Below are 21,650 nucleotides of genomic sequence, written 5' to 3'. Positions count from 1 at the left end.
AATTCCTGGCCTGCCGCCAGCATTGACGCCCGGCACTGTCAGGGTCCGGTGCCACGATGGCGGCATGCCAGTTCTCGACGAGTTCGACACAGCCGCCGCCGAAGCCCGCCGCGTGGCCCGGGCCCCGACCCCGGACCAGCTCGGCGCGGCCTCCCAGTGCGCCGGCCATCCTCGGCCGCCGACCCGGGAGAGTGCTCGGCACAGCCGACCGTGAGCAAGGACTCAACGATGTGGTGATCGTGTGGAGACGACCAACCCCTCGGCGCACCGAGCGTCTTCCCGACCGGGGCTTCGACCCGCCGGTAGGGACGCCGGCTCTGCTGGACGGGCGAGCGGCCCCTGGGTGGTGACGGCACGTTCCGTCACCACCTCGACAGGTGGAATGCCACGATCTCCGTAGACTGACACCCGCCGCTTCGGCGGTGACGTTCCGCAGGAAGCGGCGAGGAATTGTCAACCCGGCGCCAAAGGCGAGGTGAAGCGGTGACGCTGCTGGAATCCGTGCACGGGCCCACCGATGTGAAGCGGATGGAGCAGGGAGAGCTGGAGCAGCTCGCGACTGAGATCCGGTCCTTCCTGGTCGAGAAGGTGGCTCGGTCGGGCGGCCACCTCGGCCCCAACCTGGGCATCGTGGAGCTGACGCTCGCGCTGCACCGGGTGTTCGACTCGCCCAGCGACGCGCTGCTCTACGACGTCGGGCACCAGTGCTACGTGCACAAGATCATCACGGGCCGGGCCGACGGCTTCGACCTGCTCAAGCAGACCGGCGGCGTGTCCGGCTACCCGTCCCGGGCCGAGAGCGAGCACGACTTCGTCGAGAACAGCCACGCCTCCACCGCGCTGTCCTACGCCGACGGCATGGCCAAGGCGTTCCAGCTGGCCGGCAGCCGGCGGCACGTGGTCGCCGTGGTCGGCGACGGGGCCCTGACCGGCGGCATGTGCTGGGAGGCGCTGAACAACATCGCCGCCGACCCGACCCGGCCGGTGGTGATCGTGGTCAACGACAACGGCCGGTCCTACTCGCCGACCATCGGCGGCTTCGCCGACCACCTCGCGGCGCTGCGCCTGCAACCCGGCTACGAGCGGGCCCTGGAGAGCGGCAAGCGCACCCTGCAGCGGACCCCCGTGGTCGGCCAGGCCGTCTACGCCGCCCTGCACGCGGCCAAGCGCGGCATCAAGGACGCGCTGGCCCCGCAGGCCATGTTCGAGGACCTGGGCCTGAAGTACCTCGGCCCGGTCGACGGCCACGACCTGGTCGCGCTGGAGGCCGCGCTGCGCCGGGCCAAGGCCTTCAACGGGCCGGTCATCGTGCACGCCGTCACTCGCAAGGGCAACGGCTACGCGCCGGCCGAGAACGACCTGGCCGACCAGATGCACCAGACCGGGGCCATCGACCCGGTCACCGGCAAGCCGCTCGGCCCCAAGACCACCTCGTGGACCTCGATCTTCGCCGAGGAGCTGATCAGGGCCGGCGCCGAGCGCAAGGACGTGGTGGCCATCACCGCCGCCATGCTCGGCCCGACCGGCCTGGAGAAGTTCGCCAAGGCCTACCCGGACCGGTGCTTCGACGTGGGCATCGCCGAGCAGCACGCGCTGACCTCGGCCGCCGGCATGGCCATGGCCGGCCTGCACCCGGTGGTGGCGCTCTACTCGACCTTCCTCAACCGGGCCTTCGACCAGCTGCTGATGGACGTCGCCCTGCACCGCCAGCCGGTCACCCTGGTGCTGGACCGGGCCGGCATCACCGGCTCCGACGGGCCCAGCCACAACGGCATGTGGGACCTGTCCATCCTCGGCATCATCCCCGGCATCCGGGTCGCCGCCCCGCGCGACGCCGTCACGCTGCGCGAGGAGTTCCGGGAGTCGCTGGCGACCGAGGACGGGCCGTCGGCGGTGCGCTTCTCCAAGGGCGCGGTCGTCGAGCACGTGCCGGCCCTGGAGCGCGTCGGCACGGTCGACGTGCTCAGCAAGCCGGCCGGCTCCACCGGTTCCGACGTGCTGCTGGTGGCCGTCGGCGCCTTCGGCGAGCTGGGCGTGGCCGCCGCGCAGCGGCTGGCCGACCAGGGCATCGGCGTCACCGTGGTCGACCCGCGGTGGCTGCTGCCGGTGCCGGCGGAGCTGGCCGAGCTGGCGGCCGACCACCGCCTGGTGGTCACCGTCGAGGACAACGGCCGGCACGGCGGCTTCGGCTGGGCGCTGGCCGCGGCGCTGCGCGACGCCGGCGTGGACGTGCCGATGCGGGACCTGGCCGTCCCGCAGCAGTTCCTGGAGCACGGCTCCCGGTCCGAGGTGCTGGCCCAGGTCGGGCTGACCGCCCAGGACGTGGCCCGCCGGGTCACCGAATGGGTGGCCGGCCGGATCGGCGAGCCCGCGCCGGCGGCGGCCGACGTGCCGGCCGAGGAGCGCAAGCACGGGTGAGACGTGACCGGGTCCGCACCTCCCACCGAGGCCCCGGCGGCTGGGCTGTGGCACGGTGGACAGGTGCGGATCCTGGTAGTCGAGGATGAACAGCCGCTGGCCGAGGCGATCGCCCGGGGCCTGCGGCGTGAGGGTATGGCCGTGGACGTCGCCTTCGACGGCGAGTCCGGCCATGAGAAGGTCACCGTCACCCGGTACGACGTGGTCGTGCTCGACCGCGACCTGCCGAAGATGTCGGGCGACGAGCTGTGCCAGGAGATCGTGCGGTCCGGCGCGCTGACGCGGGTGATCATGCTCACCGCCAGCTCGGCCATCGAGGACCGGGTCGAGGGCCTGTCCCTGGGCGCCGACGACTACCTGGCCAAGCCGTTCGCGTTCGCCGAGCTGGTGGCCCGGGTGCGGGCGCTGGCCCGGCGGGCCACCCCGGCCACGCCGCCGGTGCTGGTCGCCGCCGACGTCGAGCTGGACCCGGCCAAGCGCACCGTCACCCGCTCCGGGCAGCTGGTCGACCTGACCCGCAAGGAGTTCGGCGTGCTGGAGGTGCTGATGGCCGCCGGCGGCACCGTGGTGAGCAGCGAGGAGCTGCTGGAGCGGGTGTGGGACGAGAACGCCGACCCGTTCACCACCACCGTGCGGGTCACCGTCATGACGCTGCGCAAGAAGCTCGGGGAGCCGGGCATCATCGAGACCGTCGTCGGCTCCGGCTACCGTGTGCCTGCCGCCGGCCGGGCCGCCGGGCCGGCACTGGACTCGGCCTCGGGAGCCCGACCTGCTGAAAGTTGACGTGCGCGCGGCCGAGGCCGCCAGACTCCCGCCCCGGCGGCGGGGTCCGGGGCTGAGGCTGCGCATCACCACCGTCGCGGTTGTCATCGTCGCCGCGGTCAGTGCGCTGCTGCTGTGGCTGGGCTGGCTGCTGGTCGGCCTGGTCGTGCGCGGGGCCGTGCCGCAGATGCCGGCCAGCAGCAAGATCCTCGTCGACGGCGTCGAGGTGGACGCCGCCCAGCTCGGGGCCGTGCTGGAGCAGCACGCCCGGGCCCAAGTGCTCAGCGCGGGCGTGGTCGCCTTCGTGCTGCTGCTGATCGCCGCCGCCGTGCTGGCCTGGACCTTCACCGGCCGGGCCCTGCGCCCCCTGCACGAGGTCACCAGCACCGCCCAGCGGCTGTCGGCCGAGTCGCTGGGCGAGCGCATCGCCCTCAACGGGCCCGACGACGAGGTCGCCGAGCTGGCCGACACCTTCGACGCCATGCTCGACCGGCTCCAGGGCGCGTTCGACTCCCAGCGCCGGTTCGTGGCCAACGCCAGCCATGAGCTGCGCACCCCGCTGGCCGTGATCCGGACCGAGCTCGACGTCACGCTGTCCGACCAGCAGGCCGACGTCGAGGAGCTGCGCCGGATGGCCGACGTCGTCGGCACCGCCGCCCTGCGGGCCGAGCAGCTGGTCGAGGCCCTGCTGCTGCTGGCCCGCACCGACGGCATCGGCCTGGCCGTGCACGAGCCCGTGGATGTCGCCGCCGTCGTCGCCAGCGCCTGGCGCTCCGCCGGCCGCGAGGCCGCCGCCCGGGGCGTCCGGGCCAACTTCTCCACCCCGCCCGCCCCCACCGTCGGCGATCCCGCCCTGCTCGAGCGCGTGGCCGGCAACCTGCTGGAGAACGCCGTCCGGCACAACGTCGACGGCGGCTGGATCGAGGTCGCCACCGAGAGCGACCCCGAGTGGACCCACCTCCGGGTGAGCTCCAGCGGGCCGCCCATCGCCCCCGAGCTGGTCGGCGAGCTCTTCGAGCCTTTCCGCCGCGGTGGCGTCGACCGCACCGCCCGCACCGGCACCGGCCTCGGCCTGTCCATCGTCCGCGCCGCCGTGATGGCCCACGGCGGCGCCGTGCACGCCGACGCCGTCCCCGGGGGCGGCCTCGCCGTCACCGTCCGCCTCCCCAGCGGCCGCAACACCTGATCCCCACCTCCGCGAGTCCCGCTCAGCGGTGTGGTGGAGAGCGCGACTCGCCGGGGTCGAGTTGCGGGGGTGAGAGGTGGGTCTCAGGGTGGAAGACAGGCGGCGGGCGGGTTGTTGCCGACAGTGACCGTGAATCGAGAAAGTGCGAGGGAAGCGTCTCCTATGCCTTCTGTCCCCACCATCAAGCTGAACAACGGCGTCGAGATCCCGCAGCTCGGGTACGGCGTGTTCCAGGTGCCTGACGAGGAGACCACGGAGGCCGTCACTCGGGCGCTGGAGGCCGGGTACCGCAGCATCGACACGGCGGCGGCCTACGGCAACGAGCGAGGCGTCGGCGAGGCGATCAAGGCCTCCGGCCTGGCCCGCGACGAGCTGTTCGTCACCACCAAGCTGTGGAACTCGGCCCAGGGTTACGACAGCACCCTGCGGGCCTTCGACGAGAGCATGGACAAGCTGGGCCTCGAGCAGCTGGACCTGTACCTGATCCACTGGCCGGTGCCGGCGGCCGACGAGTACGTGGACACCTGGAAGGCGTTCGAGAAGATCCACGCCGACGGCCGGGTCCGCGCGATCGGCGTCTCCAACTTCCAGCCGGCCCACATCCGCCGGCTGCTCGACGAGGGCCTGACCCTGCCGTCGATCAACCAGATCGAGCTGCACCCGGCGCTCCAGCAGGCCACCCTGCGGGCGTTCCACACCGAGCACGGCATCGCCACCGAGGCCTGGAGCCCGCTGGCCCAGGGCGAGGTGCTGGACACCCCCGAGATCACCGCCATCGCCGCCAAGCACGGCAAGACCCCGGCCCAGGTCGTCCTGCGCTGGCACCTCCAGCTGGGCAACGTGGTGATCCCCAAGTCGGTCACGCCCAAGCGGATCGCCGAGAACATCGCGGTCTTCGACTTCGAGCTGGACGGCGACGACCTGGCCGCCATCACCGGCCTGGAGCGCGGCCACCGCACCGGCCCCGACCCCGACACCTTCAACCTCGGCGCCTGAGCGTCCAGAGGCACACTCCAGAGCCCCGCGGCCCCAGCCGCGGGGCTCTGTCGTTCGCGGCAGCGACCACCCCACAGTTCATGTCCTCCGACGGCTGGTGCGTGGTTGCGCCGTTCGGCGGGGTGAAGTGGCTGCGGGCGACGGTGGCAATGCGGTAGTAAAGAGCAGCGCGGCCGCTAGGGTGGCCGCGTTGTGTGACCGCGAAGGGGAGTGGGATGGCGCAGAGCGGGCCGGAAGAGGACTGGCTGGACCTGGCCGACGCGATCGAGGTGTTGCGCGATCAGTTGTCGCAGGCGCAGCGCCGGGGTCAGGACTCCTCGCTCCGCTTCGTGCTGGGGGAGATCACCGCGGAGTTCGAGATCGAGCTGGTGCGCAAGCGCAACGGGGGCGGGGCGCTGAAGTTCGGCATCGTGGAGGCGGACGCACGCCGGGAGCGGGCGGCCAAGTCGACCCAGCGGCTGACGCTGCGCCTGCGGCCGGAGCAGGGCGGCTCGGACAAGGTCGCCATCGGCGACGACGAGTAACCCGGTCGCCGCATGGAGCGGGGGCAGGTCGTCCAGATTCGCGGCGGGTCGTTCGGCACCGGTTACGTGATCGGGCCGCGGCTGGTGCTGACGGCCGCGCATGTGCTGCCGCCGGCCGGCGCGGAGATCACCGTGTCGACGCTGGGGTCCCCGCAGCGCTCGAAGGCGGTCGTGCGGTGGCGGCCGCCGGACGGCTCGATCGACGCGGCTCTGCTGGAGGTCGAGGGCCAGGACTGGGCTCCGCCGTCCACGTTGCGCAATCGTCCCCAGCGGTGGGGACGATTTGTGACGGTCGGGGTTGCGACCCCGACCGCCGCGATGGGATTCCCGCGCCAGCAGCGCATGGACGACGGCCGGCACCCTGAAGTCGTTGTGGGCCAGGTGCGACCGCACGGCGGCCCGACCTTCGAGATGCTCGACGCGCACGACACCGCCCCCTACGAATCGAGCGGCCGAGCCGACCAGACGGCGTGGTCGGGGATGTCCGGCGCGGCGGTGTTCCTGGCCGGCGGCCAACTGCTGCTCGGCGTGGTGATCGAGGACCGCCGGCCGGGCACGGGCACCCGTCTTGTGTGCGTCAGTGGCGAGATCTTGTTGGCCGACAAGGACTTCCGCGCGGCGGTCCGGGCGTCGACGGGGGTGGAGCCGCAGCTCGAACCGGTCGAGTTCGCCGGGCTGGTGGAGCCGGCGCCGCCCAAGCGCGCGCTGTCGTCCCCGACGATGCTGCTGCGGGCCGACGCCGAGGTGGTGCCGTTCCACGGCCGCGAGGACGTCCTCGCCGGCCTCGAAGACTGGTGCCTGGCCGATTCGGACGGCCCCGGCGTCCGCGTGCTGACCGGCCCCGGCGGCCAGGGCAAGACCCGGCTGGCCCGGCAGCTGATGACCCGGATGCGGGATCGCGGCTGGGTGGCCGGCCAGGTTCGCGGCCATCGCGTCCCCGATCTCCAGCTGCTGCAAGCCCTTCAACATCCGGCGCTGTTCGTCGTCGACTACGCCGAGGCGCGGCCCACTCTGGTCCGGGAGCTGCGGGAACAGGCCCAGGACATCGGACATCCGCTCCGTCTGCTGCTGCTCGCCCGATCCTCGGGCTCCTGGCAGAACCGGGCGACCGTGGGCGCCCTTGCCGAGACCACCCGGCTGCACGCGCTGAGCCCGGACCGGGACGACCGGGAGTTCGCCTTCCGCGCGGCGGCCCGGGGTTTCGCCCGGCGCCTGGCCCAGATGACCGGCCGGTCGGAGGCCGACTGGCAGGCCATCGCCGACACGCTGCCCACGCTCGGCGCGACCAACGACCCGCGCGGTCAGACCGCGTTGACCGTGCAGATGGCGGCGCTGGTCGCGCTGCTGCGGCACGACCGCGACGGCCGGCGCGACCTGACGCTCGAAGAGGAGCTGCTGGTCCACGAAACCAAGTACTGGCTGGACAATTCGGCCCGCCTTGACCTCGGGGACCGGGCGCTGCTCCTGCTGGAGCCGGCCGTGGCGGCGGCCGCCCTGTGCTCGGCGCGCGACGACGACGAGGCGCGGGCGACGGTGTCTCGGGCGCTGCCCAAGGCGTCGGCGACGGTGGTGGCCGAGGTCGCCGAGGTGGTGCGAGACCTCTACCCGCCGCCCGAGGGCCGGTTCTGGGGCCAGTTGGAGCCGGACCGGCTGGCGGAATACCAGGCCAGCACCCAGGTCATCGCCGACGAGGGTCTGCTGGACCGGTTGTTCGCCCAGGCCTCGGACCTCCACCGCACGCAGATGCTCACCGTGCTGGCCCGGTCGGCCGTCGCCCACGTCAACGCCGGGCGCGAGGACGCGGCCACCACGGTGGTCGAACGCCTGCGCCGCACGCTGCGTTCGGCCCCCGCCGATCGGCCGCTCACCTACGCCATGCTGCGCGCGCACACGGACACTTTGCCGGAGCAGTCCCATGTTCTGCGCGATTACGCCCTCGACGTCGCCCGCGAGCTGAGCCGCCTGTCCCAGGCGTCCGCCGATCTCGCCAGCCGGGCCTGGGCCTGGCACAACCTGGCCGAACGGCACCTGGCCGTCGGCGAGTGGGCCGATGCCCGCGCCGCCGCCGGCGAGGCCGCGAAGATCCGCGCCGGGCTGGCCGAGGATGGCTCGGTCACCCATCGCGCGGAGCTGGCCGAGTCCCAGCTGGTGTTGTCGCAGGCCTTGCGGCGGACGGGGCAGCCGCGGCAGGCGCATGACGCCGGGGCCCGGGCGCTGGACGGATTCCGTTCGCTGCCAAGGGAAGGCGACGACGAGGACTCGGCCAAACGCGAGCGCGGGCTGGTGCGGTCCCTGATCAACCAGTCGAGGACGGTCTGGCTGCTCGATCCCACGACCCCGTTCGAACAGGTCGAGGCCTCGGACAGCCATACCGACGAGGCGGTCCGCCGCGCCCGTGATCTCGCCGAGCGCTACCCCGAACTGGATCCCCGGCTGCTCATCGACGCGTTGGACGAGCGCGGCACCAACCTGTCACGGCTCGACCGGGCCGCGGAGTCACCGGCGCAGAGCGAGGAGGCGCTGCGCACGGTCCGGCGGCGGGCCGAGGAGAACGCGGACGCGTACACCGGCGACCTGGTGCAGATCATGTTGAGCGTCAGCGTCAGCTTCGGCGGCGGCCGCCTGGCCGAGGCCAAGGCGTTGGGAGAGCAGGCGATCGCCCTGGCGCGCCCGCTGGCGGCGGATCTGCCCGAGGTCTATCTCCCCACTCTTTCCCGGCTGCTGCACAACTACGCGTGCGATCTGCGTGACCTGGAGGACTACCCCGGGGCGCGCGCGGCCATCGGCGAGGCCATCGAGCTGCGCCGGACGCAGGTGGGCGAGCCGGCCGGGTACGGCCCGGTCCAGCTGGCGAGGTCGGTGTGGGTGCTGGGCACCGTCGAGTCCAACCAGGGCGATGACCGGGCGGCGGCGCAGCGGTACACCGAGGCCCTGGACCTCCAGTCCCAGGCCACTTTGCCGCTCACGGCCCGCGATCTGGCGATGAAAGCCGAGATCACGTCGAATCTCGCGGCCGTGTACGAGGCCCTCGGCCGCCCGAAGGACGCCATCGACGCGAGGAACGAGGTCAGCGCCACTCGGCTTCAGCTCAGCGAGTACGCCCCCAGTCTCTACGCGATGGACTACGCGACGTCGCTGCACGACCAGTCCGACCTGTACGGGCGGCGCGGCCGGCGGATTCCCGAACGGGTGCGGCTGCGGGAGGCGCTGGCCCGCTACCGCCGGTTGCCCCCGCCGCTCACCGAGAAGCAACGGGAATGGCTGGCCTACTGCCTGGCCGATCTCGGCGCCAGCTATGAGATCTCCTGGCTTGACGACCGCGCGGTCGGCCCGTTGCGGGAGGCCTACGCCATCCAGGTGGAGTTGGCGGCCGCGGATCCGAGGCACGAACTGTCGCTGGTTTTCACGTGCATGAAGCTGTGCCGATCCTTGCTGCGGCTCGGCCGGTTCCCGGAGGCGGTTCGCATCGCCGAGCACGAGGTGCGCCTGCGGCGGAGCCTGGGCGACCGCGACTACGAGGTGAACCTCTGTTTCGCGCTGCTGCGGCTGGCCGAGGCGCAGGCCTTGGCCGGCATGACGAGGACGGCCTGGCGCACCGCCGTGGAGGCCGAGCGGGTCAGCCGGGAGATCGCCGAGGGGTCGCCCGAGGAGACCGCGAACGTGCTGCGCCGCCTGGCCCGGGCCCTGAGCCTGTGCGGACGGCACGACTGGCGGCTGGCCGCGCGGGCCGAGCAGCCGGCCCGGCGCGCGGCGCGGATCTACCGGGAGCTGCTGGACCGCGATCCGTTCGGCCCCGGGCGCGAGTACCGGCTGAGGGCGGCTGTCGCCACGTTGGTGACGGTGTTGGAACGGATGGGCCGGCACGCCGAGGCAGTGGACGCACAGCACCGAAAAGGAGCATGAGGCCGTGACATCGGGCGAGCAGGAGTCGACGGAGGACATCCGGCGGGACGAGGAGCGGGCCGAGGCCGCGGCGGGACTGCACTACGGCAACGTCGCCGAGTTCGTGACGGATCGGCTGATCTACTTCATTCCCCGGCCGGTCCCGGGTTCGGGCCGGGTGTGGTGCGCGGAGTGGTACCGCCACGCCCAGGCGCTGTCCCGGCTGGACTCGATCTGGCGGGCCTGGGAGCACCTGCGGCTGGATCCCGCGCTGGGCATGTCGAACTGGTGGATCCACTACGCCGACCCGAACATCCGGGCCCTGATGGATCCGGTCGTCGGGCCGTTCGCGCTCTGCGCCGACGGCCATCACCCCGACAGCATCCAGCCGCTGCCGGTCTTCGAGCCGCCGGAGGGCCTGTTCTTCGACCAGCGGGATTCGGCCAAGCCGTCGGTGGACCCGTTCTCGCTGGACTGACCTAGGGCCAGCCGTTCTCGCCGGAGTTGGTCGGCTTCGGCCTGGCGGCCAGCGTCGTGCACGACGCCTTTGCCTGCTGGGACAACCAATCCGGCGGCAGGGGCTGGTGCTTGCGGGCTTGCTCGACCAACGCCTTGAGGGCCTCGTAGGTGTCGCCGTCCAGGCCCATCTCCTGGTAGTCCAGGCCCCAGTCCTTGGCGTTGCCGAGCATCTCCTTGGCCCAGTACACGAGCTGGTTGACGCAGACGGTCACCGGGTCCACTGTGGACGTCGTCGTCGGCGAGGAAGCCGTTGGCGCGCCGGCACAAGCGGCGGCCGTCACGAGTACGACCGCCGCGACGAGTAACCGTCCGCCCATCAGAACGAGTCGCCGCCGGAGAACTGCTCCTCCAGGGTGTCGACGGTCCCGGCGAGCAGGGTCAGCGGGTCGACGAACTCGTTGATGTCCAGATTGGACAGTGGCAGCGAGTGCCGCAGCACCACGTGCTCGCCCATGATCGCCACCCCGCCGACGACGGTGGTGTGGCCGACCTCCTTGAGCAGCGCGGGCAGGTTGACCTTGGACGCCAGGCCGCACGGCGAGGCGATCTGCACCCAGTCCTCACGGCCGTCGAGCACCTCGTGGCTCAGCCAGATCACCTGGCTGCGCTCGTCCTCGAACTGGACGTAGATGCTCACCTCGTCCGGCGTCTGGTCGATCACCTGGTACTCGCTGCGCACGAACGACACCAGATCGGCCCACGTCGCCATGACTTCCATCCATTCCGCCGGCTGAACAAGATCACTCGACCATAAGGCGTCGCCGGGGCGACCGATAGACCCTCGAGGGTGGTCAGACGAGCCGAAGGTGTGCACCTCGGCCGCTGGGCAGCCGCACCCCCGAGCCGGGCAGCGCCGTCACCACCAGGCCGAACACGATGTTGTTCAGCTCCTGGGTGCTCAGCAGCAGTTCGGCGGCCAGCTCGTGCGGGGTGACGCCCTGCTCCCGCAGCGCCCGGAACACCTTGGCCAGCAGCTGCGAGGACTCCCTTGTCTCGCCGCCGGGATCGACCTTGGCCAGCTCGGCGCACAGCGTCCGGTAGACGCCGTCGCCGACCTGCCGCAGCTCCCGCAGCCGGCGGGTCAGCGCCAGCGGCGACACCCGCCAGCGCGGGCTGGCCCGCAGCACCTGGTCCCGGGTCGGGTCCTCGGGCACATAGGTCAGCACGTCCACGTCGGGCATCAGCATGGCGCTGGCGAAGGCGTCGGCCTCCGCCTCCACGTCCACGCCGTCCAGCGGCCGGTCGCCGCCGTGCAGGACCAGGTGCCCGAGCTCGTGGGCGGCGTCGAACCGGCCGTCCTCGGCCGACTTGGCGGTGTTGAGGAAGACGTACGGGCTGCCCTCGTGCCAGAACGAGAAGGCGTCCACCTCGGTGTGGTCGACGCCGAGCGAGAAGACGCGGACCCCGTGGGCCTCCAACAGGTGCACGAGATTGGGGGCCGGCTTGGAACCGAGGTCCCAGTGCTCGCGCACGGCGTCCGCGGCGGCGGCCGGATCGCCGGCGCCGACGACGGGAACATCCGCCGAGGGCAACAGGAACCGCCGCTCCAGGAAGTCGTTGAACTCGACGGCCAGCCGGCCCGCGGCCAGCGCGCCGGCCCGCCGCCGCGCCGGCAGCTTGGCCCGCGCCCGGAACGACACCACGTCCTCGGTCAGCTCGGCCGGCTCGACGGCGGTGAAGAACTCGACCGGAAACCCCAGCACCCGGGCCATCCCGGCCAGATCGGCGGCCGTCGGCTCGCGCCGGCCGTGCTCGAAGTCGGCCATCGTCCGCGCGCTCACCCCCAGCTCTCGCGCGAGGGCCGCGGCGGTCAGCTGACGCCGCTGGCGGGCGAGCTTGAGGCGGGCCGGGGTGAGCATGATGAGATCATTCTTCCGGGTGCTCACCCGGTCGACGCAACAGACGTCCCCGAACGGAGTGACGTCAGTTGCGCGCCGGCCGCCTTGTGCTGGTCAGGGTCACGGGCCGGCACTGCTAGCCGAGGCGGCTGGCGAGGGCGCGACCCAGGGCCGTGCCGGACAGCCATGCGGTCTGCAACCGCGACGGCCCCCAGGCGTCGCCGCACACGCCGATGTTGTCGTCGTCCAAGTGGAACGGCGCGGCGGACGGCGTGTCCGGGCGGGCGTGCTGCCACTGGTGGGCGTAGCCGGTGATCGGCCGCGCTGGCAGCCCCAGCACCGCCTCCACGGCGTCCTCCACCTCGGCGATGACCCGGTCGTGGGCGCCCAGCCGGGCCGCGGTGTAGGCGGCCGTCGTGTGCGCGACCAGCACCGGTTCGCCGTCGCCGCGGCGGTCGCCGTCGTCGCAGATGGACGTCAGCACCTCGTGCCCGTTGACGAACGCGCCGTGGAAGTCGGGCCAGGTCCGTTCGGGATAGCGCAACGTCACCGCGAACGACGGCTGCCAGTCCTGGCCGTCCACCGCCGCGCGCGCCGCCCGCAGGCACGGATCCAGCACGGCAAGCGCTTGCGGGCCGGGCATCGCCAGCACCACCGCGTCCACCGGGACGCCGTCGACCATCGGACCCGGCTCCACCGCCGCCACCCCGTGCTGGAGCTTGACCGCCAGGCCGTCCGCGAGGGCCTCGGCCAGGCTGCGCAGTCCTCGCGGCGCGGCCCAGCGCATCGGCCCGGGCCGCGGCTCGCGACGGCCGTCCTCGATGGCGACCATCGTGTCCGTCCACTCCCGGGCCAGGCCGGCGTCCCGCCAGTCCCGCACCACGGCCTCGAACTCCGGGTCGCTCACCGTGAAGTAGGCCGCCCCGATGTCGGCCGGGCGGCCGTCGTAGCGGCGGGTGGCCAGGCGGCCGCCGACCACCGGCGTCCGCTCCAGCAGCCGGACATCGAGGCCGGCGTCCGCCAGGACCCGGGCACAGGCCAGGCCGGCGATGCCGGCGCCGACGACCACAACGCTCACGATCACCACAGTAGGGGCGTCACTGCCAGACCTGGATCGCGCGTACCACAAACGGCGCATTCGGCACGTAGACGCCGCCCTTGGGATACGTGGTGAACTCCGCCTCGGTCGAGCAGTGCGCGCCCTCGTAGACCGAGACGTCCTTGGTCATCGCGTTCACCATCGACCGGGCCACCAGGCCGTCCGGCAGCGGCACGCACTGGTTGGGATTGGCGGTTTCCAGGTTCAGCCGGGCGCTCTTGCCGGTGAAGTCGGCCCCGGCCCACGCGCAAAACGAGCCCGCGTCGCATTTCGCGTCCGTCGGCCCGGCATCGACTCGCGGCGCTTTCGGCAGGCCGGCCGTGTGCTGTTCCGCCGTCGTTCTCGCGGACGCTTCCGCCGCTGTTCCCGCCATCGCTGTGGTGATCACCACGGCCATCGTGATGATCATCGCTTTCCCCGTCATCCTCGATCCTCCCCAGTGTGTTTTCCCTGCTCCGAGCCTCGTCCCGGGGGCTTTCCGTGTCTGCGTTTCACGGCTCGTTCACCTGTCCGTGACGGTGGTTCACCCGTCGGTGAGCTACCCCACTCCGGGATCGTGTTCACGGCCTCGCCGAAAGGGGTAAGACGGTGGTGTGGCAAGCACTCTTCTGACCCGTCCCGCCCCGCAGCTCCGTCGCGACCAGCGCGCGCTGGTGGAGGCGATCCGGCGAATGACGGAGTTCCAGTCGGTGGCGGTGCTCCGCGGATTCGACAAAACCAGCCGCGCCACCCGGGACGCGATCTCCGAGGTCGTTCGCGAGCACGGCGGCCGGATCATCGACGTCACCCCCGTTCCCGGCCTCGGCGAACTGGGCACCGTGCCGGCCGCCGACCTGGTAGTCGCCACCAACCGCTCGCTGGCCCCCGCGGCCGAGCGCTGCGCCGCCTACTGGAACGTGCCGGCCGTCGTCCCCGGCGACGGCGATGGCGAGCACGGCCGCCTCGTGCGGACCCGCCAGCCCGCCGTCTACGTCACCCACGGCGAGACCGGCCGCGACGTCGTCGTGCGCCAGCTCCGGCTGCTCGGGCCGGTCAACTGGACCGACGGGACCGGCCCCGCCCGCCCGGCCGAAGAGCTCGTGCTCAAGCCCACCCTCGGCGGCATGGTCGTCACCGCCCAGCACGCCGGCACCTCCGTGACCCGCCCGGTGTCCCGGATGATCGAGGTGGAGATCGCCGACGAGGTCGTCGCCGAGATCGACGGCCACGCCGGCCTGGTCGGCGTCGGCCGCTACGAGGCCCGCCCCACCACCCGCCCGGTCTGCCGCGTCACCGTCAACGGCTGACGCCCAGCCGCTCCGACAGGCCTCCCGTAGAACGTCCCGTTGATCTCCACCGAGTTCAGCCGCCCGGCCAGGTACGCCAGCTCCCGCTTCTGCGCCACCCCCTTCGGGTAGAACGTCCCCCGCCACGGCGGATGCACCCACCCCGAAGTCCCGATCCGGATCACCCCGACATCCTCCGCCCCGCCGGCCCCCGCCGCACCAGCGCCGCGCCGCCCTTCTCCCTCATTTCAGGGAATGGCGCATTCCGGCGGCCTGTCGATCAATGGCGTTGCCCTCTTGTGCGCCCGCCCGTCAAATGTGCGACCCCAATGCAATTGCGCGACGCCATTTCATCGGCCCGCTCACCCGTCCGGCCGAACAATGTGACCGTTATGAGATGAAGTTTCTCGGTACCGTTAACGGGTGACCTGAGTGCGTGTGGCGGCGTGGACGAGGTCAGGGGGTGTGAGGTGCTCCGAAGTTTCATCACCTGGCTCGACGACTACCTCGCGGGCGAGGCGCCGTCGGCACTCGTCAAGGCCGTGGTCGGCCTGCTTTCCTTCGCCGCATTGCTCGGCGCGCTGTTGGGGGATTTGGCGGTCAGAACCGGCTTCCTGGCGGCCGCGGTCCTTGCGGTGGTGTCCCTCGGACTCATGCTTCTGGCCGACCGGCGGACCCTGCGTCGCCGGGCCGAACGAGCCGAGCGGCAGGTCTTCCACTACGTGCGGACGATCCACGCGATGGGCGCCGGATATCGCGTGACGTCATGGGACAAGACGATCGTCATCGCGCCGAACGGGGATGCCCGGGACATCGTGAAGGTGCGCGCGGTGGTGGAGAAGCCCGGCGTTCAGTTCTTCTGGTTGTGGTTCGGCTGCTACTGGCCCCAGCCGGCCAGGTATCAGAAAAAGGTGGCCGTCCAGGTGCGGAACCTACTCGTCGGCGACCTGCCGGGCACGAGTCTGGAACGCACCCTGTCGTGGTCTACCGAGGGCAGGTTGGCCGTGATCGCTCACATGCACGCGCCGCCGCGGGTGGGCAGTGTGATGACGATCCAGGTCGAGATCGCCTGGCCGGCCAAGTGTGTTCCCCTGGTCCGGGGCGACTGCGACAGCTTCACGATCAGGCTCGGCGCCCGCGTCGACTACGCGCGGTACCGGATCGTGCTGCCGAAGGGATACGACACCTACTGCGACACGATCGGTTTCCAGGACGGTGATCCGGGTTTCGTGATGGAGAAGGGGAGCGCCGACGACGGCTGTCCGTCCTACCAGGTCGAGGTCCGCGATCTGGCGCCCGACCAGCAGGTGGGGCTTCGGCTGGAGCTAAAACAAAGAGCCCCTATCGCGATGCGCTAGAAGCCCTTTGCGTGGTGCGGCGTCGTGCGTGAATCAGCCGCCGTTCTCGTCACCTGAAGTAACTCGCTTGTGCATTGCGTGTTACTGTCCCTTCTTCCCCGGAACGGTGGACGGGTCCGCCGCCCCAGCCCGGGTTGGCACGTGGTCGAACATGTGGCGGAGTGCCGGCACCGGCTCTGACCAGCGTCGACGGATGACTCCTCCGCCGCTCGGCCAGTGTGCTGGCATCCCTGGCTCGGTCGCCGCGGCCCCTCCCGCGACCATCGATCGTGGCCGGAGCGGAACCGCCGGCACACCGTCGGCGGTCACCGGCGGCGTGGCACCGTGATCGTAAACGGCCAGAATCTGTACTTTTATCCAGACCCTAGTGCATGACGCCAGTGGTGCGTCCGCTAGCCTTGAAGGTTGGCGACCATTTCTCACCCTGTGGAGTGAGAAGTGGGGAAGATGTGAAAAGCGCTCGTGTCAATACGAGTCGACGTGGCCGAATGAAAAAGCCGGTCGTCTGTGGCGGACGACCGGCTCGGGGTGGGCGGCCCGGATCAGGGGGTCGGATTCCGGGCCGACGCCACGTCAGGCGGGGACCGAGGCGACGCCCTTGGCCAGGAAGCGCGGCCGGTGACGCGTTCGGAGACGCCGGCGCGGTCCAGATACGGGGTGATGCCGCCGAGCCAGAACGGCCAGCCGGCGCCGAGGATGAGGCACAGGTCGATGTCCTGGGCGTCGGCCGCTACGAGGCCCGCCCCACCACCCGCCCGGTCTGCCGCGTCACCGTCAACGGCTGACGCCCAGCCGCTCCGAGAGGCCTATCGCGTCGACCGGCGCCCGCACTTTGGCGTCGTTGTCGAAGTACACGTGCACGTCCCCGCGGCGATGCCAGGCACGGACCTTCTTCGCCCAGCGGTCGAGGGCCTCGTCGGTGTAGCCGCTGACGTAGAGCTCCTCGTCGCCGTGCAGGCGGGCGTAGCTGAAGTCGGCCGTCAACTCTTCGAAGTACGGCCACTTCTTCGCCGTGTCCGCCACCACCAGGGCCACGTTGTGCTCGCGCAGCAGCCGCAGGCACTTCTCGTCCTGGAAGCTCACGTGGCGGGGCTCCAGGGCGTGCCGCAGCGGCCGGTCGCCGTCGATCCGCAGGCCCTCGTCGTCCTCGATCCGATGGTCGTGCCGGGCCCCGAGCTTCGCCGCCTCGGCCGTGCTTCCCGGCAGCAGAGCCAGAAACTCGGCCAGCACCTCGGCGTCGAACTGGAGCGTGGCCGGCAGCTGCCAGAGGATCGGGCCCAGCTTTTCCGCCAGCCGCAACACACCTGAGGCCAGGAAGTTCGCCACCGGCGTCTCCGCGTCCTTGAGGCGCTTCATGTGCGTGATGAACCGCGGCCCCTTCACCGCGAACACGAACCCCTCGGGCGTCTGCTCCGCCCACGCCAGGAAGCTGGCCGGGCGCTGCCGTCCGTAGAAGGTTCCGTTGATCTCAACCGAGTTCAGCCGCCCGGCCAGGTACGCCAGCTCCCGCTTCTGGGTCACGCCCTTCGGGTAGAACGTGCCCCGCCACGGCGGATACACCCAGCCCGACGTCCCGATCCGGATCACCGCCCCATCCTGCGCCGTCAGCCCCGTTCCCGCACCAGGTCGGCCAGCCGCCGCGCGTCCCGCGGCGCCCGCCCGCGCATCGTGTTGTCGAAGTACACGAACACGTCACCGGTCGTGTCCACGATCCGATCGGCCCAGCCTTTCAGCTCCCGGTCGTCGTACCCGCTGATGTACAGCTCTTCGCCGCCGTGCAGCCGGATGTAGCTGAAGTCGGCGGTCGTCACGTCGAACACCGGCCACTTCCCGGCTCCGTCCGAGTACACGACCGCCACGTTGTGCTGCCGCGCCAGCTCGTAGAACGCGTCGGTTCGGAAGCTCTCGTGCCGCACCTCGATCGCGTGCCGGGGCACCGGGTCCAGCTGCCCCAGGAACTCCGCCACCACCGCCGCATCGAACCGGAGGCTGTCCGGCAGCTGCCACAGCACCGGCCCCAGCCGCTTCCCCAGCTCCAGCACCCCCGACCCGAAGAACCCCCGCAGCGCCGCTTCCACCCCACGTAACCGTCGCACGTGCGTGACCTCGCGGATCCCTTTCACCGCGAACACGAAGTCGTCCGGCACCTGCCCCGCCCACGACCGGAAGTTCGCCGGCGTCCGCAGCGAGTAGAACGTCCCGTTGATCTCGATGGTGTCCACCTGCCCGGCGAGGAACTCCAGCTCCCGGCGCTGCACCAGGCCCGTCGGATAGAAGTCCCCGCGCCACTCCGGATACTTCCACCCCGAGGTGCCGATCCTGATCATCACTCCATGGTGGGGTGGCAACCCCGAGTCCGCAGCACGACAAAGCCGGTCGCCCGTGCGGACGACCGGCTTTTGTCGAGCGGCGATCAGGCGGGGACCGAAGCCACGCCCTGAGCCAGGAAACGCTGGCCGGTGACGCGCTCTGACACGCCGGCGCGGTCGAGGTACGGCGTGATGCCACCGAGCCAGAACGGCCAGCCGGCGCCGAGGATGAGGCACAGGTCGATGTCCTGGGCCTCGGCCACGACACCCTCGTCGAGCATGAGGCGGATCTCCTGGGCCAGGGCCTCCTCGGCCCGGGTGCGGAGCTGCTCGGCGGTCAGCGGAGACGTGCCGGGCTGCCACAGGGCGGCGACCTCGGGGTCGACCGTGGGCTGCCCGGAGGCGTCCCAGGTGTAGACGGCGGTCTTGCCGGCGGCGACGAAGCGCTTCATGTTCTCGCTGACCGAGAAGCGGTCGGGGAAGGCGGTGTGCATGGTCTCGGCCACGTGCAGCGCGACGGCGGGGCCGACGAGCTGGAGCAGCAGCAGCGGGCTCATGGGCAGCCCCAGCGGATCGAGGGCCTTGTCGGCGACCTCGAACGGGGTGCCCTCGTCGACGGCCCGGATGACCTCGCCCAGGAAGCGGGTGAGCAGCCGGTTGACCACGAAGGCCGGCGCGTCCTTGACCAGCACGCTGGACTTCTTCAGCTGCTTGCCCACGGCGAAGGCGGTGGCCAGCGCGGCGTCGTCGGTCTGCTCGCCCCGCACGATCTCCAGCAGCGGCAGCACGGCGACCGGGTTGAAGAAGTGGAAGCCGACGACCCGCTCGGGGTGCGAGAGCTTCGAGGCCATGTCGGTGATGGACAGCGAGGAGGTGTTGGTGGCCAGCACGCACTCGGCCGAGACATGCTCCTCGACCTCGGCGAACACCTGCTGCTTGACCGACAGCTCCTCGAACACGGCCTCGATGACGAAGTCGGCGTCGGCGAAGGCGGCCTTGTCCAGCGAGCCACTGACCAGCGCCTTGAGGCGGTTGGCGGCGTCGGGGGACAGGCGCTTGCGGCCGAGCAGCTTGTCGATCTCGCCGTGCACGTACCCGACGCCCTTGTCCACCCGCGCCTGGTCGACGTCGGTGAGCACGACGGGCACCTTGAGCTGGCGCACGAACAGCAGCGCCAGCTGGCTGGCCATCAGGCCGGCGCCGACGATGCCGACCTTGGTGACCGGCCGGGCCAGGGACTTGTCGGGCGCGCCCGCGGGCTTGCGGGCCCGCTTCTGCACCAGGTTGAACGAGTACAGCCCGGCCCGCAGCTCGTCGGTCATGAGCAGCGAGGCGAGGCCCTCGGTCTCGGCGGCGTAACCGGCGTCGAGGTCGTTGCCGCGAGCCAGCTCCAGCAGCTCCAACGCCTTGGTCGCGCCCGGGGACGCGCCGTGGGTCTTGGCCTCGACGAACGCCCGGCCGCGGGCCAGCGCGTTGTCCCACGCCTCGCCGCGGTCGATCTCCTTGCGGGACACCGAAACCGTGCCGTTGACGACCTGGGCCAGCCAGGCCAGCGACTGCTCCAGGTAGTCGGCGGAGTCGAAGACCACGTCGACGATGCCGAGCTCGGCGGCCTGCGCCGGCTTGAGCATCTTGTTCTGGTTCAGGGCGTTCTCGATGATCACCGTCACGGCCGCGTCGGCGCCGATCAGGTTGGGCAGCAGCTGCGCGCCGCCCCAGCCCGGGAACAGGCCGAGGAACACCTCGGGGAAGGCGATCGCGGCGGCGTTGGACACCAGGGTCCGGTAGTGGCAGGACAGCGCCAGCTCCAGGCCGCCGCCCATGACCGCGCCGTTGACGAAGGCGAAGGTCGGGACCGACGACTCGGTGAACCGGCGGAACACGTCGTGCCCGGTCTGGGCGATCTGCCGCGCCAGCTCCGGCGAGGACAGCTGCTCGACCCCGGACAGGTCGGCGCCGACGGCGAACACGAACGGCTTGCCGGTCACCGCGATCGCGGCGGGGGCGGCGGCCAGCGCCTCGTCCAGGGCGGCATTCAGGCTGACCAGGCTCTGCGGTCCGAAGGTGGACGGCCGGGTGTGGTCGTGCCCGTTGTCGATGGTGATCAGCGCGACCGGCTTGCTCAGCCCCGGCACGGGCACGAGACGCGTGACGGCCTTGGTGACAACCTCGTCGGGGAAGGCCTGCGCGGCCTGCTCAGCGGTAATCACTTGTTGCCCCCGTCCCAGTTCGGGTTCTCCCAGATCACGGTGCCGCCCATGCCGATGCCGATGCACATGGTGGTGATGCCGTAGCGGACGTCGGGCCGCTCGGCGAACTGGTGGGCCAGCTGCGTCATCAGCCGCACGCCGGAGGAGGCCAGCGGGTGGCCGGTGGCGATGGCGCCGCCCCACTGGTTGACCCGCGGGTCGTCGTCGGCGATGCCGAAGTGGTCGAGGAAGGCCAGCACCTGCACGGCGAACGCCTCGTTGACCTCGAACAGGCCGATGTCGGAGATGCTCAGACCGGTGCGCTGCAACGCCTTCTCGGTGGCCGGCACCGGGCCGACGCCCATCACCTCGGGCTCGACGCCGGCGAAGGCGTAGCCCACCAGCCGCATGGCCACGGGCAGGCCCAGCTCGCGGGCGGTCTCCTCGTCGGCCAGCAGGCAGCCGGTGGCGCCGTCGTTGAGACCGGCGGCGTTGCCGGCGGTCACCCGGCCGTGCGGGCGGAACGGCGTCTTCAGGCCGGCCAGGTCCTCGACGGTGGTGCCGGGACGCGGCGGCTCGTCGGCGGTGGCCAGGCCCCAGCCCTTGTCGGCCGAGCGGGTGGCGACCGAGACGAACTCGGGGCCGATCTTGCCGGCCTTGACCGCGGCGTCGTACTTGGTCTGGGAGGCGGCGGCGAAGGCGTCGGCGCGCTCCTTGGTGATGCCCGGGAAGCGGTCGTGCAGGTTCTCCGCGGTCTGGCCCATGACCAGCGCCGAGGTGTCGACCAGGCGGTCGGCCAGGAAGCGCGGGTTGGGGTCCACGCCCTCGCCCATGGGGTGGCGGCCCATGTGCTCGACGCCGCCGGCGATGACCACGTCGTAGGCGCCGAAGGCGATGCCGCCGGCCGCGGTGGTCACGGCGGTCATGGCGCCGGCGCACATCCGGTCGATGGCGTAGCCGGGCACCGACTTGGGCAGGCCGGCCAGCAGCGCGGCGGTCCGCCCGATGGTCAGGCCCTGGTCGCCGATCTGGGTGGTGGCCGCGATGGCGACCTCGTCCACCCGCTCCGGGGGGAGCTCCGGGTGCCGGCGCAGCAGCTCGCGGATCACCTTGACGACGAGGTCGTCCGCGCGGGTCTCGGCGTAGATGCCCTTCGGGCCCGCCTTGCCGAACGGCGTGCGGACGCCGTCGACGAAGACCACGTTGCGCACGGCCCGTTCCGTCATCGGCGCTACTGGTGCGGCCACGGCGTGCTCCTCCTCAGCTCTGAGTACGGGTCGACCGGGGTCACTACCGGCCGGTAAC

General features: G+C 71.5%; 19 protein-coding genes and 1 pseudogene. 10 read left to right on the top strand and 10 right to left on the bottom strand.

Features of this window, described 5'->3' with window-relative positions:
• Nucleotides 1–64: 64 nt before the first annotated feature.
• From ACIG5F_RS33080 to ACIG5F_RS33045, 8 genes are all read left to right on the top strand, one after another.
• Nucleotides 65–214, top strand: coding sequence for a hypothetical protein (locus ACIG5F_RS33080; RefSeq protein WP_396523851.1), 150 nt, complete (start codon nucleotides 65–67; stop codon nucleotides 212–214).
• A 269-nt stretch (nucleotides 215–483) separates the two neighbouring features.
• Nucleotides 484–2,418: a 1-deoxy-D-xylulose-5-phosphate synthase gene (dxs, locus tag ACIG5F_RS33075; RefSeq protein ID WP_396523850.1), complete on the top strand. Its 1,935-nt coding sequence runs from the start codon at nucleotides 484–486 to the stop codon at nucleotides 2,416–2,418.
• A 63-nt stretch (nucleotides 2,419–2,481) separates the two neighbouring features.
• A complete protein-coding gene (locus ACIG5F_RS33070) occupies nucleotides 2,482–3,201 on the top strand; it encodes a response regulator transcription factor (protein WP_184866467.1) in 720 nt (239 codons plus the stop codon).
• A gap of 1 nt (nucleotide 3,202) precedes the next feature.
• A complete protein-coding gene (locus tag ACIG5F_RS33065) occupies nucleotides 3,203–4,366 on the top strand; it encodes a sensor histidine kinase (protein ID WP_396523849.1) in 1,164 nt (387 codons plus the stop codon).
• A gap of 162 nt (nucleotides 4,367–4,528) precedes the next feature.
• Complete coding sequence (locus tag ACIG5F_RS33060; RefSeq protein WP_396523848.1) at nucleotides 4,529–5,362, top strand: aldo/keto reductase; 834 nt, start codon at nucleotides 4,529–4,531, stop codon at nucleotides 5,360–5,362.
• 215 nt (nucleotides 5,363–5,577) lie between these two features.
• Complete coding sequence (locus ACIG5F_RS33055) at nucleotides 5,578–5,886, top strand: trypco2 family protein (protein ID WP_396523847.1); 309 nt, start codon at nucleotides 5,578–5,580, stop codon at nucleotides 5,884–5,886.
• 12 nt (nucleotides 5,887–5,898) lie between these two features.
• Nucleotides 5,899–9,789, top strand: coding sequence for a trypsin-like peptidase domain-containing protein (locus tag ACIG5F_RS33050; protein WP_396523846.1), 3,891 nt, complete (start codon nucleotides 5,899–5,901; stop codon nucleotides 9,787–9,789).
• Nucleotides 9,790–9,793: 4 nt separating this feature from the next.
• Nucleotides 9,794–10,246, top strand: coding sequence for a DUF4913 domain-containing protein (locus ACIG5F_RS33045; RefSeq protein ID WP_396523845.1), 453 nt, complete (start codon nucleotides 9,794–9,796; stop codon nucleotides 10,244–10,246).
• 1 nt (nucleotide 10,247) lies between these two features.
• Here ACIG5F_RS33045 and ACIG5F_RS33040 read toward each other — a convergent pair whose 3' ends face one another.
• The 5 genes from ACIG5F_RS33040 to ACIG5F_RS33020 all read right to left on the bottom strand — a co-directional run bounded on the left by ACIG5F_RS33040 (nucleotide 10,248) and on the right by ACIG5F_RS33020 (nucleotide 13,633).
• A complete protein-coding gene (locus tag ACIG5F_RS33040) occupies nucleotides 10,248–10,604 on the bottom strand; it encodes a hypothetical protein (protein ID WP_396523844.1) in 357 nt (118 codons plus the stop codon).
• Nucleotides 10,604–10,996: a hypothetical protein gene (locus ACIG5F_RS33035; RefSeq protein WP_396523843.1), complete on the bottom strand. Its 393-nt coding sequence runs from the start codon at nucleotides 10,994–10,996 to the stop codon at nucleotides 10,604–10,606. The genes ACIG5F_RS33040 and ACIG5F_RS33035 overlap by 1 nt, the downstream gene beginning before the upstream one ends.
• Before the next feature lie 82 nt (nucleotides 10,997–11,078).
• Nucleotides 11,079–12,173, bottom strand: coding sequence for a helix-turn-helix domain-containing protein (locus ACIG5F_RS33030; RefSeq protein WP_396523842.1), 1,095 nt, complete (start codon nucleotides 12,171–12,173; stop codon nucleotides 11,079–11,081).
• A gap of 88 nt (nucleotides 12,174–12,261) precedes the next feature.
• On the bottom strand, nucleotides 12,262–13,203 hold the full coding sequence (locus tag ACIG5F_RS33025) for an NAD(P)/FAD-dependent oxidoreductase (RefSeq protein ID WP_396523841.1): 942 nt from the start codon (nucleotides 13,201–13,203) through the stop codon (nucleotides 12,262–12,264).
• Between the two features lie 19 nt (nucleotides 13,204–13,222).
• Nucleotides 13,223–13,633: a peptidase inhibitor family I36 protein gene (locus ACIG5F_RS33020; RefSeq protein ID WP_396523840.1), complete on the bottom strand. Its 411-nt coding sequence runs from the start codon at nucleotides 13,631–13,633 to the stop codon at nucleotides 13,223–13,225.
• A 184-nt stretch (nucleotides 13,634–13,817) separates the two neighbouring features.
• On the opposite strand from ACIG5F_RS33020, the gene ACIG5F_RS33015 reads away from it, so the two are divergent.
• On the top strand, nucleotides 13,818–14,510 hold the full coding sequence (locus ACIG5F_RS33015) for a hypothetical protein (protein ID WP_396523839.1): 693 nt from the start codon (nucleotides 13,818–13,820) through the stop codon (nucleotides 14,508–14,510).
• Nucleotides 14,511–14,536: 26 nt separating this feature from the next.
• Here the strand turns inward: ACIG5F_RS33015 and ACIG5F_RS33010 are convergent.
• Nucleotides 14,537–14,665 (bottom strand): annotated as a pseudogene (locus tag ACIG5F_RS33010) (DUF72 domain-containing protein); the annotation flags it as partial.
• A gap of 294 nt (nucleotides 14,666–14,959) precedes the next feature.
• Between ACIG5F_RS33010 and ACIG5F_RS33005 the strand changes: the two are divergent.
• Nucleotides 14,960–15,847, top strand: coding sequence for a hypothetical protein (locus ACIG5F_RS33005; protein WP_396523838.1), 888 nt, complete (start codon nucleotides 14,960–14,962; stop codon nucleotides 15,845–15,847).
• A 774-nt stretch (nucleotides 15,848–16,621) separates the two neighbouring features.
• Here ACIG5F_RS33005 and ACIG5F_RS33000 read toward each other — a convergent pair.
• From ACIG5F_RS33000 to ACIG5F_RS32985, 4 genes are all read right to left on the bottom strand, one after another.
• Nucleotides 16,622–17,425 (bottom strand): DUF72 domain-containing protein, encoded by an 804-nt coding sequence (locus tag ACIG5F_RS33000; RefSeq protein ID WP_396523876.1) that lies wholly within the window; start codon nucleotides 17,423–17,425, stop codon nucleotides 16,622–16,624.
• Nucleotides 17,426–17,451: 26 nt separating this feature from the next.
• Nucleotides 17,452–18,174, bottom strand: coding sequence for a DUF72 domain-containing protein (locus tag ACIG5F_RS32995; protein WP_396523837.1), 723 nt, complete (start codon nucleotides 18,172–18,174; stop codon nucleotides 17,452–17,454).
• An 86-nt stretch (nucleotides 18,175–18,260) separates the two neighbouring features.
• Nucleotides 18,261–20,366, bottom strand: coding sequence for a 3-hydroxyacyl-CoA dehydrogenase NAD-binding domain-containing protein (locus ACIG5F_RS32990; RefSeq protein ID WP_396523836.1), 2,106 nt, complete (start codon nucleotides 20,364–20,366; stop codon nucleotides 18,261–18,263).
• Nucleotides 20,363–21,556 carry a thiolase family protein gene (locus ACIG5F_RS32985; protein ID WP_396523875.1) on the bottom strand — a complete coding sequence of 398 codons (1,194 nt, stop codon included), beginning with the start codon at nucleotides 21,554–21,556 and terminating at the stop codon, nucleotides 20,363–20,365. The genes ACIG5F_RS32990 and ACIG5F_RS32985 overlap by 4 nt, the downstream gene beginning before the upstream one ends.
• Nucleotides 21,557–21,650 lie beyond the last annotated feature (94 nt).

The sequence above is a fragment of the Kutzneria sp. NPDC052558 genome, from assembly GCF_044547355.1.
Taxonomy (GTDB): Bacteria; Actinomycetota; Actinomycetes; order Mycobacteriales; family Pseudonocardiaceae; genus Kutzneria.
This window is presented reverse-complemented; position numbering and strand designations above follow the sequence as displayed.

Bases quoted from the DNA above. Each gene is read 5' to 3' on its own strand.
- ACIG5F_RS32995 (WP_396523837.1), bottom strand. From the start codon at position 18,174: ATGATCAGGATCGGCACCTCGGGGTGGAAGTATCCGGAGTGGCGCGGG.
- ACIG5F_RS33055 (WP_396523847.1), top strand. From the start codon at position 5,578: ATGGCGCAGAGCGGGCCGGAAGAGGACTGGCTGGACCTGGCCGACGCG.
- ACIG5F_RS33020 (WP_396523840.1), bottom strand. From the start codon at position 13,633: ATGATCATCACGATGGCCGTGGTGATCACCACAGCGATGGCGGGAACA.
- ACIG5F_RS33035 (WP_396523843.1), bottom strand. From the start codon at position 10,996: ATGGCGACGTGGGCCGATCTGGTGTCGTTCGTGCGCAGCGAGTACCAG.
- ACIG5F_RS33050 (WP_396523846.1), top strand. From the start codon at position 5,899: ATGGAGCGGGGGCAGGTCGTCCAGATTCGCGGCGGGTCGTTCGGCACC.
- ACIG5F_RS33040 (WP_396523844.1), bottom strand. From the start codon at position 10,604: ATGGGCGGACGGTTACTCGTCGCGGCGGTCGTACTCGTGACGGCCGCC.
- ACIG5F_RS33080 (WP_396523851.1), top strand. From the start codon at position 65: ATGCCAGTTCTCGACGAGTTCGACACAGCCGCCGCCGAAGCCCGCCGC.
- ACIG5F_RS33060 (WP_396523848.1), top strand. From the start codon at position 4,529: ATGCCTTCTGTCCCCACCATCAAGCTGAACAACGGCGTCGAGATCCCG.